Source organism: Chryseobacterium sp. PCH239 (assembly GCF_018924625.1).
GTDB classification, from domain to species: domain Bacteria; phylum Bacteroidota; class Bacteroidia; order Flavobacteriales; family Weeksellaceae; genus Chryseobacterium; species Chryseobacterium cucumeris.
The window spans coordinates 2874571-2887313 of the sequence record NZ_CP073027.1 but is presented as its reverse complement, the minus strand read 5'-3'; the positions used below and the strand labels follow the sequence as shown (position 1 = coordinate 2887313).

Sequence of the window (12743 nt, the reverse complement as noted above, 5' to 3'; positions counted from 1 at the left end):
TTATCAAAATATTCAATGAATTTTCAGGTTTTCGTATTAAAAAAAACTGATCGTCCCAATTTACTCGGGAGATCATACATTTTTTTTCTGTTAATTTGTTCCGATCAGCTGTTTTCCCCAAGTAGGTGAACTTGATGAGGCGTCTGACATTTCAAATTCTTTGGCTGCTTTTTGATAGAACTTTATAGCTTCTGTCTTGTTCCCTTGTTTTTCAGCTATTTCCGCTTTTAAAAAAGAAAGTCTTGGATTATTCTTTAAAGTTGTTTCCGCTTTAGCCATAAAGCCTGTAGCCGTTTTTAGTTCCTTTTGAGGATCTGCAGCTGTTTTTATTCTTATTTTCTGAAAATGAATAAGAGCAAGAAGAAGATTGACCTCTCCATTATTTTTTTCCGAAGCAAGAGCCTGCATTGCAAGTTTTCTGGCAGATTCATTAGGTTCTCCAAGAGGGCTGTTCGGACTATTCTTTAAAAGGAAATTGGTTTTAAGATACAATGCTGCTGCTGCATAGTAATTAGCCTGCCATTTTTCTGAAGTTTTAGCTTGTGAAAACTTAGAAAAAAGCATATCATAGTCATTTTCTGTTTTAGCATTATTGAATTGTAAAACAGATTGTTGTAAGGTTTGGTCTGAAAAGAATTGAGCATTCATCAGAGAACCTGTTATGAGAAAGCTCAAAATTAGTAAAAGTTTAGTCATAGGGGGATATTTTATGAAGCAAATATAAAAAATTATTAACGTTAAATTAAAGATTTTGAGATATATTTAATGAAAGTAACATATTGGTTTTAAATGTGGTATTTTATTCTGTTGATTAAATTATATGAAGATCGTAAAGATATATATAGTTTTGATGAATATTTCTGGTTTAATTCTTTTATAAATTTTAAAAAAACAGCTATAAAACAAAAATCAGAATAGAAAACGTTCTATTCTGATTTTAAGTATTTCGAATTCTTATTTTTTTTGTATCAGATTTTAAATGATTTGATAAACAATAAGTTAATATTGCATCTTTCTCAATTTAGGATTGGTGCTTCCAACAACAAGGGCCACTAAAACGGTCATACAGCCTCCGAATACCACAGAGCGCACAACGCCCAGGAGTTTGGCCATAAGTCCACTTTCGAACTGTCCCATTTCATTGCTTGACATGATGAAAATTGAATTCACACTCAGAACACGACCTCTGATATGATCCGGTGTTTTTAACTGTACAATGGTGCCCCGGATAACCACGGAAATTCCATCCAGCATCCCGCTCATCACCAGGAACATAAAAGACAGCCAGTATAATTTTGAGAGCCCGAATCCAATAATGCATAGCCCGAATCCTGTAACCACAGCAAGAAGTATTTTTCCCTGATTTTTGCGAAGCGGAACAATAGATAAAATAGTAATAATACACATTGAACCAATGTCTGAAGCTGCATTCAGTAAACCGAAACCTTCAGCTCCTGAATTCAGGATGTCTGTTGCAAATACAGGGATCATAGCTACTGCTCCGCCAAAAAGTACTGCAAACATATCAAGACATAGAGCTCCCAGAATCTCCTTGGTCTTAAAAATATAAGAAATTCCTTCACGCATGCTTTCTACTACATTTACTGTTTCTTTTTTGTATTCTGAATGCTGTTTGTGCAGTTGCCAGAAAAATAATGAAGCAACAAATATAAGTGTTAAAATAGTAACGAGAGTCCATTTTACACCAATAAATCCAATCAGAACACCTCCGATAGCATGTCCGCAAACAGAAGATATCAGGAAAGTAGCCTGGTTCAGCGTTACGGCATTCGGAAGATTTTCCTTCTTTACAATTTTAGGAATCATGGAAGGAACAATAGGACCGATAAAGGCTCTTGCTATCCCTGTGAAAAAGATAACACCATAAATATAATAGGTAATCTGATGACCCGTAAAGTGCATTTCCACATCAAGAAATGCGGGAATCAACAAAAGGCCAATCAGAAAAATATATGCATAATTACAAATGAGTAGCAGTCTCTTTTTTTCATTCATATCAATAACATGTCCTGCATACAGCGCGCAACTTACCGCAGGAATCACCTCTGAAAGTCCGATAAGGCCTATTGAAAAAGGATCTTTTGTTAATTGATATACCCACCATCCAAGTAAAGTGGCAAGCATTCTGAAAGCTAAAACAATAAAAAATCTCCCGGTGAGAAGATTTCTGAACTCAACATTTTGTAATGTTTGTAACGGGGTAAAGGAAATCATGAACAAAAATAGCCCTAAAAATTTATTTAGGGCTATCCATATGACAATTTTTAAAAGATATATTAAATATATCTCAAAAGATAAAATCTATTTTAGTCCGCTCTGGAAGAACTCAATACGATCGCTGCAACACCTGCTGCTCCAATAATCGTAGCTCCTGCGGCAATTCTTGCTTTTCTTCTGTCTTTCACAGTAGCTATATTGGATTTAGGAATAATCACTTCTGTACTATCTTTTTTACCGGCAGTTCCTACAATATTTTCCCCAACGACATTTCTGAATAAGATGGTCTGCTTCGGAGAGCCGTCTCTCATAGTTACTTTATATATTTTTCCGGCTTCAAGATTAGAGTAGTTGTTTTTTGAAATATCTTCGCTGTATTTTGTAGTAGCACAAGATGTAATAACAAATAAAGATGTTAGTAAAGACGATTTCAACAGTACAGATGCTTTCATTATTTTCTTTTAGTTTTTCAAATTTATAATTTTTTTCGAATATACGTTTTTGGAATTGAAAAAATATGATTAAAGTTTGTAAATTTCTAAGAGATTTGCAATCTTTCTGTCATTAGCCAATCTTGGAGTCTTGTTTTGACCTCCTAGTTTTCCCTGGGATTTCGCATATTCATGAAAGGCATTTTTTGCAAGCCTGGTGATTTGTAATTTCTGTAAAATATTTCCCGAAATCAAATCATCATAGTAAGTGTTTCTTGCCCGAAGCTGTTGATCCAATTCATCTCTGAATGCTTCTAAATGCTCAGGTTCTTTTTCAAATTCAATCAGCCATTCGTGATAAGGGAGTCCTTCAGCCGGATTTACCTGTGGAGCCAGATGGAATTCTGTAATCTGTGCAGGATGCTTTTCAAGAGTCGCTTTCATAGCTTCTTCTACCTCGAATGCTATCACATGTTCTCCAAATGCAGAGGTGAAATGTTTGGTTCTCCCGCTTACCAAAACCCTGTATGGGTCTTTGCTGATGAATCTTACAACGTCCCCAATAGAATAAGCCCATAACCCGGAATTGGTCGTAAGAATCAATGCATAATCTTTATGAAGTTCGATTTCTTTTAAAGTTAATCTTCTTGCTCCAGGCTTGCCATATTCTTCCAAAGGAATGAATTCGTAGAAAATTCCATGATTGGTCAATAGCAGTAGTCCTTCTTTGGTGTAATCATCCTGAAAAGCAAAAAAACCTTCAGAAGCAGGGAAAGTCTGAACAATGTCTACTTTGCCTCCCAATAACTCTTCCATTTTATCACGATAAGGTTCATAGTTGACACCTCCTGTTACAATAAGCTGAAGATTGGGGAACAGCTGTTTGATCTTTTTACCATGTTTTTCTGTCAGCTTCTCAAAATACATGATCAGCCATGGTGGAATTCCTGAGATCAGCGTCATATTTTCATGTTCCGTTTCCTCAATAATTTTATCTACTTTGGTTTCCCAGTCTTCCATAATATTGGTTTCCCAGCTCGGCAGACGGTTTTTCTGTAGATAATTAGGAATATGATGGGCTACAATACCGGAAAGCCTTCCTGTTTTTATCCCAAATACTTCTTCCAGTTCCGGACTGCCCTGAAGGAAAATCATTTTTCCATTCACAAAATCAGCGTTATTCTTTTTACAGATATAATGAAATAAAGCACTTTGAGCTCCGGCAATCTGAAAAGGCATTCCTTCTTTGGAAATCGGAATGTACTTGGAACCTGAAGTGGTTCCAGAAGTCTTGGCAAAATACTCCGGCGTTTCCGTCCATAGAATATTAGACTGTCCTTTTTTTACTCTTTCAATATAAGGTTTCAGATCTTCATAATCGGCCACAGGAACTCTGTCCTGAAATTCCTTTACAGAATGAATGTTTTCAAAATCATGTTCCCTCCCAAAAAGTGTTTTTTGAGCTGTTTTCACTAGAGAAAGCAGCAAGTCCTCCTGGTTTTTCTCAGCATTTTTTTTGAAATCCTCCGCTTTCTGAACATGTTTTTTTGCCCAGATCAGCGCTGCATTTTTCTTGAAGAAGTTTAACATGGGTCAAATTTATAAATAAGTAAAGAATCTGGAATCATTTTTACGAAGGTTCACATAAAAAAACCGATGGAACTTGTTCCACCGGCTTTTCGAAATTTGATTATGAAAATAACAACTATATGTTAATGTTATGCTTATTTGTTTGCCTTATACCTTTTGTCGGGAGTACCGTCTTTTTTCAGGTGTTTGTTTTCTTTATATCTCTTATCCGGAGTGCCGTCTTTTTTCATTTTGGCAGCCGGTTGTGCAGGCTTCGCTGCTTTTGCATCCATTGCCGGTTTTGCAGCTTTTACTTCAGCTGGTTTAACAGCTTTTGCTGTAGTTGCTTTTACAGGCGGGTGCGCCGTAGCACCTGTAGCGGGAGCAGTCTGCTGAGCAGTGGCAAGTCCTAATCCAAGGATCAAAGACATTGCAGATAAGAATTTTTTCATAAGAATTATTGTTTGTTTTTTGTTGAATAAAGATATACAAAAAGCAGGCTAGAAAATTGAGATTTTTAAACTTAACTAAAGTTTATTACAGCTTAAAAAAAAATTAAAACACTTCATTTACAATGAAAAAGCCTGTCTTCAAAGATAAAGACAGGCTTGATTAATATATAAATAGACATGGCTAGCGAGTACAATTTGCTGTCCACGTTTTGCCATCCTTGACATACAGAATTTTTAAAACATTATTATCAATTCTGATATAAGAGGTTGCTGTAGAACCAATCATCACCAGAGTATGATCTCCTTCCTGATTAAACTCTATTCCGTTGAGATCCGGGATACTGTTGGAGAACGCGAAATTGTATTTGGTGCCGCTGGCAATCTTTGTTACAAATACACTTCCGTCATCTGTGCTGATGTTGGTAGAACCACCATCATTGTAAGAAACCTTTCCTTTGTAGGTTCCTGCAAAAAATTCATTGTTTACAGGGTCGTCATCTTTGCTACATGATGAAAAAGATAATGCTGTGAATACCAACAGCATCATAACTCCTAAGATTTTAATTGCTTTTTTCATAATATTATTCTTAATGTTTGGTTAGTCTGGAAATCCCAAACACTATGCCATGGGTGAGTAGTTGAATTTTTTTAACAGGTTATTAAATAAAATTGTAAAAAATTAAGATTTATGAGGCTAAGTCCTTCATTTCAAACCTTCAGTCTTTCTCTTTTTCTAAGGAAGAGAAAAAATATCCGTACCTTTGTACATCATCAACGGTTTCGGAAAACTCCCGAAATCGCTTTTGTCGTTTATACCATTAGTATTTATGCAGTTAAAATCCATCAATGAAAAGTTCCTTCCAGACCTTATGCAGAAAGAGTTTGGGAAAGAAATTTTTACCCATTTAGAAAACAGCCAGCATATAGCTGTAAAAGGAAGTGCAGGATCTTCAGTTTCTATTTTTGTGGCTGAGCTGTTTTTGGTTCAGAAGAAGAATATCCTTTATCTGGTAGATGATAAGGAAGATGCATTGTACGCCAATACAGAGATGGAAGATCTTCTGGGTAAGGATAAAGTGCTGTATTTTCCGGCCACCCATCTTGAACCTTATCAGGTGGAAAAGACTCAAAATGCCAACCTGGTGTTAAGGACTGAGGTTCTTAATAAAATTAATTCCGGAAGATCTCCAAAAGTGATTGTGGCTTATGCCGGTGCTTTATCTGAAAAGGTTTTGAAAAAAGAAGATTTTAAAGCAATTTCCCATCATATTAAAGTGGGAGATCAGCTGGATTTTGATTTTGTAGATGAACTGCTTAATCATTATCATTTCCAGCAGGCTGATTTCGTTTCCGAACCGGGAGAGTTTTCTGTGAGAGGAGGAATTGTAGACGTGTTTTCCTATTCACACGAAAAACCATATAGAATTACCTTCTTCGGTAATGAAGTGGAAAGTATTAAAACTTTTGATATCGAAACACAGCTTTCGGTAGATAAAGTAAAAGATTTCCAGCTGGTTTCCAATATGAATTTTTCTGTAACGGGAACAAGGGTATCTCTGTTGCAATTATTGCCTAAAGAAAGTTTTGTAGTTTCCAAAAACGGAATGGTGGGAATGCAGAAGATCAGAACATTCTACGAAAAGTCTTTGGAAAAATATGATACATTAAGTAAAGATATTGCCCACAGGACTCCGCAGGAACTTTTTATTTCTGATCAGGAGTTTCTGTTTGATTATAAAAAATTTAAAACAGTTGATTTTGGAGGAATAATCATTGAAGGATTGAAAGAAGTAACCGAAGTTAAAATGGAACAGCTTCCACAGCCTTCTTTTCATAAAAACTTTGAACTACTGATTGAAGATATTGAAGAAAAGCAGAATGGAGGATTTGATACCTGGATTTCTTTTTCAACAGAAAAACAGAAAGAAAGGCTGGAGTCTATCTTTGAAGAGCTTGAACATGAGCTTCCATTTAAAAGTTTTAAGTCTGAACTTCATGAAGGATTTGTAGATAATGGACACAAACTGCTGGTCTATACAGATCATCAGATCTTTGACCGTTATCAGAGATATAAAGCGAAAAATACTTTTGCAAAATCTGAGCAGCTTACCCTGAAAGACCTGATGTCTCTGAAAATAGGAGACTATATCGCTCACATTGACCATGGAATCGGGAAATTTATGGGGTTGGTGAAAGTGAATAATGACGGAAAGATTCAGGAATGTTTCAAACTGACCTATAAAAACGGAGACTTATTATATGTAAGCATTCATTCTTTGCATAAGATTTCGAAATATAACGGTCCGGATGGAAGAGAGATCGTTTTGAGTAAACTTGGATCTCCAACATGGAAATCTTTAAAACAGAAAACCAAAGCGAAGGTTAAACAGATTGCTTTTGACCTTATTCAATTATATGCCCAGAGGAAAACGGCGAAAGGTTTTGCTTATACTCCAGATTCCTACCTGCAGAACGAGTTGGAGGCCAGCTTTATTTATGAAGATACTCCGGATCAGGAAAAAGCTACTGTAGATGTAAAGAGAGATATGGAAGCGGATACGGTAATGGACAGGCTTGTATGTGGTGACGTAGGTTTCGGTAAAACGGAAGTTGCAATCAGGGCTGCATTTAAAGCCGCTACAGATGGAAAGCAGGTTGCAGTATTAGTGCCTACAACCATTCTTGCTTTTCAGCATTACAGAAGTTTTAAAGAAAGGCTAAAAGATTTTCCGGTAAATGTTGCTTATGTCAACAGATTCAGAACAGCTAAGCAGAAATCAGAAACTTTAGAGGCTTTAAAGAACGGAAAAGTAGATATTATCATTGGAACGCATCAATTGGTAAGCAGTTCGGTGAAGTTTAAAGATCTTGGTTTATTGATTATTGATGAAGAACATAAGTTCGGGGTTTCAGTAAAGGATAAATTGAAAACCTTGAAGAATAATGTGGATACCCTGACGCTTACGGCGACTCCTATTCCGAGGACGTTACAATTCTCGTTAATGGCTGCAAGGGATTTATCCGTTATCAAAACGCCACCGCCGAACAGACAGCCTGTAGATACGCAGTTAATCGGATTCAATGAGGAAACGCTTCGTGATGCGGTTTCTTATGAGCTTCAAAGAGACGGTCAGGTATATTTTATCAATAACAGAATTGAAAACCTGAAGGATATTGCAGGGCTTATTCAGAGGCTGGTTCCGGATGCGAGAGTAATTACAGGACATGGGCAGATGGAAGGAAAACAGCTTGAAAAGAATGTACTGGATTTTATGGAAGGGAAATACGACGTTCTTGTGTCTACTACCATTGTAGAAAGTGGGGTAGATGTTCCGAATGCCAATACTATTTTTATCAATGATGCACATCGGTTTGGGATGGCGGATCTGCACCAGATGAGAGGAAGGGTAGGGCGAAGCAACAGAAAAGCATTCTGTTATCTGATCACTCCTCCTTATGACATGATGACCTCCGATGCCAGAAAACGTCTGGAAGCTATTGAACAGTTTTCAGATCTGGGAAGCGGTTTCCAGATTGCGATGAAAGATCTGGAGATCCGTGGTGCCGGAGATCTTTTGGGTGCTGAACAAAGTGGGTTTATCAATGAAATGGGTTTTGAAACGTATCAGAAACTAATGCAGGAAGCTTTGGAAGAACTAAAAGATGATGCTGATTTTGAAAGCCTTTTTGAAAATGAAGAAGACAGGCAAAAACTTTTCAAATCTGTAAAGGACGTTAATATTGATACGGATTTAGAGCTGATGTTGCCGGATTCGTATATTTCGAACACAGAAGAAAGGTTGTTGCTCTACCAGAAAATTGCTGAAATCACTAATGAAGCAGATCTTCATCAGTTTGAACTGGAGCTGATTGACCGTTTCGGAGCATTGCCGAAAGAAGCTGTCAATCTTTTGAAGAGTGTTTCTTTGAAGTGGCTTGCTTCTGATATAGGTTTTGAAAAGATTGTTATGAAAAACGGAGTGTTTTTAGGGTACTTCCCAGGGAATCCTCAGGATAAGTTTTACCAGACAGACAGATTCCGACATATTATTAATTATTTGACCCGAAATCCGACTGAAGCCCAGCTTAAGGAGAAGTCAGGAAAAGAAGGTAATCAGTTGATGATGAGAAAAGAAAGAGTGAAAAATGTAGATGAAGTCAATCTATTGTTGAAAGCAATTATCGAACATGGCTAAATTTATTTTTCCTTTACTGGAAATAGTATCATAATATTATTAGAAACGTGTAAAAAGATTAATTTTTACACGTTTTTTTTGTGATTGTTATCATGTTTTTCTTTTGTAATATTCCTGTTGAAGAGAATTAAGGCTGTTTTTGAGGGGGTGAAATCACTCTCCAATGATAAAAAAAATCCTGTAAATCCCCGTACAGTAAGGGTTTGAGATGTTGTCTAGCTGTTTTTATACTTGGAAAGTAGAGTTATGTAGTAATAATTCTACTTTTTAGTATTATTAATTCTATGTTCTAATGTGTTTATTTCTATAGGTTTATAGATGTATAACTGGAATTTTTTGGACTTCGTTGCTTAACTTTGCAGTCCTTAATTATGAAAACAATTATACATTGCTGCGTGGCTGGACTTTTTTCGTTCTACGCTAACGCACAGGTGGGAATAGGTACTGCAAAACCCAAATCTGTTCTTGATGTGAACGGAAAAACCACCTTAAGAAAAGAACTTAGAGTAGGCGGTAGTTCAACTCAGGCTGGAGATGCCGGGTTGAATGGCCAGGTTTTGGTTTCTCAGGGTGAGGGTTTGCCTCCTGTGTGGAAATCTTTGAATGTTTCCTTTATGGAAGAGGGACAGTATAAGCTGATTAATTCTTATCTGTCATCGGATCAAACGGGTATTAATTCACTTACGGATGGTATCGCTGGTGATGGTGTCTACACCAACAATGTTGGAGATAACATTAATGATATCACAAAAGGCAACTGGAAAAAAATAGGCGGACTCGACAATACTTTTACCATCAAAAATGGAAAGAACAGACTTACCTATCAGTTCCAGACAGGTATTGAAATGAAAGCAGCTTCTTCTACAACAATACAGAATGTAAGATTTGCTTGTGGCGTTTTCAGAAACGGTGCATTGGTAGCGGTACGTCCGGATAGAATTGCTTCCAACAACAACAGTGGAAAAGCGGGTCTTCAGGATTATATCTTTACTCTTAATTATACGGAGCAGAACGTTCCTGTAGGGGTTCATAATATTGAAATTGCATGCAGAAAGATTGATACATCAAGTTCTACTTCACAATTTACAATTGGACGAAATGTAGAAGCCTCCAATGGTGCTTCCAGTGCTTTTACATTGGAATCTACGATGAAAATGGATGTTATCGAATACGTGAGTTATAAAAACAACTAATGATGAAAAAACTATTATCAACGCTGCTTCTTAGCATAGGTCTTTTGGCAACGGCTCAGGTAGGAATAAAAACAGAAGCCCCAAAAGCAACACTTGATGTAAACGGAGACGTTAATTTCAGAAATAAAATTGCTGTCCAGAATGCTACTGATAATTCATTATTTCAAGGAAATAATGATCAGCTGTTAGTTTCGCAGGGAGAAGGCTTTGCTCCTATCTGGAAATCACTCCGTATTCCTGAATACGAACCCAATAAATTTTACCTTATATACAATAATTCCTTTTCAGATAAAGTAGGGATTACTTTCTCTTCTTCAGAAAACTCTTCGGTAAGCATGGACTCAAGAGGAGGTACTTTTACGAAGGGAAAGCAGTATAGTACACTTACAAATTTTAAGAAAATAAACGGACTTTCACAAACCATCACCGTTTACAGTACACAAAGTAAGGCTTATTTTCAGTTTGAAACTGTGGTACAGGCAGATTTTGGGGGAGCAGGAAGTACAGACAATTCCATAGATTATGCATGCGGTATCTTTGTGGATGATAAACTGGTCAACCTGAGACAGAGAAACCTAAAGGCTATTACCACTTCATATCCTTTCCTTACTCATACCCAGATCGGAATTGTAGATAATCTTTCCCAGGGAAATCATTCGGTTTACGTTGCCTGTACAAGACTGGGTTCTTATGGTGCTTCGGGTGCAGGAAATACCCTTACTATAGGTACTAATGTGTATAGCAATATCAATAGCTTTATATCACAGTCTTCTCTTAAAGTTGACGTATATGAAGTTCCGGAAGTATTTAATACCATTATAAACTAAGACGGATTATGAAAAAAATATTATTTGTAACATCATTTTTATTAGCTGTTGCAACAAATGCCCAAGTGGGTATTAATACTCCTAATCCGACTAACATGCTGGATGTAAACGGAGATCTTAATATCAGAAAAGAATTAAGAACAGGAGGAACTGATGTATTAAAAGGGTCTGCCGGAGCGGCTGGTGATATATTTCACAATAATACTGATTTAGGTGCCAACGACTGGAAAGCCATTAAAATTGCAGATGGACAGGGTAGTATGTCTGTGTTTTCCATCAATACAGTTTCTGATAAAGTTGGAGTGAGTTTTTCTGGAAGTAGCGGGGCAACCAACCCTTATACTGACGGGGAAGCCCTGACTGGAGGCTGGACTGTAATTCCTGGAACTGTGGATACATTCTCCGTAACCAATGGTACGAATAAGGCTACCTTCTCATTTCAGACGACGATTCAGAAAACAGGAACAAATTCTGCGAGTTTTGCCTGTGGAGTTTTTGTTGATAACGCCCTTAGAGCAGTGAGAACAGATGTGTTATTGGGAGACAGCGGTGCTTATAAGATTTTTAATCTTAATGCTACTCTTACTAATCTTACTCCTAAGAATCAGTATTCTGTTAAAGTAGCCTGTATAAAAAGAGCTATTTCCGGAACAACTCTTGGGATAGGAAGAGCTGTTGATACTGCCTTTCTCAACAGCGATATGTCACAGTCTGTTTTGACAACATCCATATTGCAACCTTATTAATTTTCATCATCATACAATAATAGGAAATCTAAAAACGTTATGTTTTTAGATTTTTTTGTTTATTAACTCTATTTCTTGTGAATTTGTTCGGATAAAGTAAAGTGTATTATCGAAAATTGAATTATATTTGGACAAGCTAAAAAAATTCTATATGGTAAAAAACTATTTTTTTAAAATATTTGCCGGTATTGCTTTTCTTGGGCTGCTGACAGCATGTAATACAACCTCAGATCCCACAGAATCCATCCCGAATCCTGATGAAGGAACTCCTCCTAAAAAGATTTTAACAAAGGTTAGCTCGAATAATGTTTCTCAGGAAGAATATGTTACAACAGCGGTAACCGGAGATCTGCAGACCGCAGTATCTAAAGATGAATCTTTTACAGGAAGTGCTTACTATACGGGAACAGTAACATATACCAACAAAAATATCACAAAAATTAAATATGTAAGTTCAGCAGCATCCAGCCTTACTTATGAATTTAATATTGTTCCTGACGCTACAGGTAAAAAGATTTATAATGCTACTTCTACAGCAACGGGGGCAACTCCATCTGCTTCTGTTGTAAGCGACTATACATTTACCTATGATCCGGTTAACAGCAGACTTACTAAAATTCTTGAGAAGAGAAAAGAAGGAGGAATCAGTGCCTATAACAAATTTATTGATTATTCTTTTGTATATAATGGAGAAAATCTGATTCAGGTTGTTCGCTCCAAAGGTCTGTTGGATATCAACGGAAACCCGAATATGAGTACAGCAGTAATAAGCAAGTTTAGTTTTCAGAACTATGACGCTCAGAAAAGCCCGTATTATACACTGCCGTCCGTGTATTTCATCACACGAAGTCTGATCGATCCTGCTCAATTCTATAAAATATCTCCGAACAATCCTACATCTATGTTTATAGAATTGCCATCACCAGCTACTCCTGTTAATACCTCTCAAAGTTATTCTTATGATAATCAAGGGTATGTAGTTGTTGAAAAAAATCAGAATGTAACTTTTACCTATAAAAACTTATAGAAGAAATATAGTTATTAATCTTACCAGAATATAAATAATAATATAATTTTTAGGCAAAAAAAAA

General features: G+C 36.5%; 11 protein-coding genes. 5 read left to right on the top strand and 6 right to left on the bottom strand.

Going from position 1 to position 12743, the window contains the following annotated elements:
* Positions 1–90: 90 nt before the first annotated feature.
* The 6 genes from KBP46_RS13410 to KBP46_RS13385 form a co-directional block, all read right to left on the bottom strand.
* Positions 91–696 (bottom strand): M48 family metallopeptidase, encoded by a 606-nt coding sequence (locus tag KBP46_RS13410; RefSeq protein ID WP_216443465.1) that lies wholly within the window; start codon positions 694–696, stop codon positions 91–93.
* A 303-nt stretch (positions 697–999) separates the two neighbouring features.
* The gene (locus KBP46_RS13405) at positions 1000–2235 is read right to left on the bottom strand and encodes an MFS transporter (RefSeq protein ID WP_216443464.1); all 1236 of its coding nucleotides are present in this window, start codon (positions 2233–2235) and stop codon (positions 1000–1002) included.
* Positions 2236–2327: 92 nt separating this feature from the next.
* Positions 2328–2690, bottom strand: coding sequence for a hypothetical protein (locus KBP46_RS13400; protein WP_216443463.1), 363 nt, complete (start codon positions 2688–2690; stop codon positions 2328–2330).
* A gap of 69 nt (positions 2691–2759) precedes the next feature.
* On the bottom strand, positions 2760–4259 hold the full coding sequence (locus tag KBP46_RS13395) for a GH3 auxin-responsive promoter family protein (protein WP_216443462.1): 1500 nt from the start codon (positions 4257–4259) through the stop codon (positions 2760–2762).
* A gap of 134 nt (positions 4260–4393) precedes the next feature.
* Positions 4394–4690 carry a hypothetical protein gene (locus KBP46_RS13390; protein WP_034691510.1) on the bottom strand — a complete coding sequence of 99 codons (297 nt, stop codon included), beginning with the start codon at positions 4688–4690 and terminating at the stop codon, positions 4394–4396.
* 181 nt (positions 4691–4871) lie between these two features.
* Positions 4872–5267 carry a hypothetical protein gene (locus tag KBP46_RS13385; protein ID WP_062673364.1) on the bottom strand — a complete coding sequence of 132 codons (396 nt, stop codon included), beginning with the start codon at positions 5265–5267 and terminating at the stop codon, positions 4872–4874.
* A 250-nt stretch (positions 5268–5517) separates the two neighbouring features.
* On the opposite strand from KBP46_RS13385, the gene mfd reads away from it, so the two are divergent.
* From mfd to KBP46_RS13360, 5 genes are all read left to right on the top strand, one after another.
* On the top strand, positions 5518–8886 hold the full coding sequence (gene mfd, locus KBP46_RS13380; protein ID WP_216443461.1) for a transcription-repair coupling factor: 3369 nt from the start codon (positions 5518–5520) through the stop codon (positions 8884–8886).
* Positions 8887–9257: 371 nt separating this feature from the next.
* The gene (locus KBP46_RS13375) at positions 9258–10079 is read left to right on the top strand and encodes a hypothetical protein (RefSeq protein ID WP_062673368.1); all 822 of its coding nucleotides are present in this window, start codon (positions 9258–9260) and stop codon (positions 10077–10079) included.
* A complete protein-coding gene (locus tag KBP46_RS13370; RefSeq protein ID WP_062673370.1) occupies positions 10079–10906 on the top strand; it encodes a hypothetical protein in 828 nt (275 codons plus the stop codon). Before KBP46_RS13375 ends, KBP46_RS13370 begins: the two co-directional genes overlap by 1 nt.
* Before the next feature lie 8 nt (positions 10907–10914).
* Complete coding sequence (locus tag KBP46_RS13365; protein WP_062673372.1) at positions 10915–11652, top strand: hypothetical protein; 738 nt, start codon at positions 10915–10917, stop codon at positions 11650–11652.
* Positions 11653–11803: 151 nt separating this feature from the next.
* A complete protein-coding gene (locus KBP46_RS13360) occupies positions 11804–12679 on the top strand; it encodes a hypothetical protein (protein WP_120232514.1) in 876 nt (291 codons plus the stop codon).
* Positions 12680–12743 lie beyond the last annotated feature (64 nt).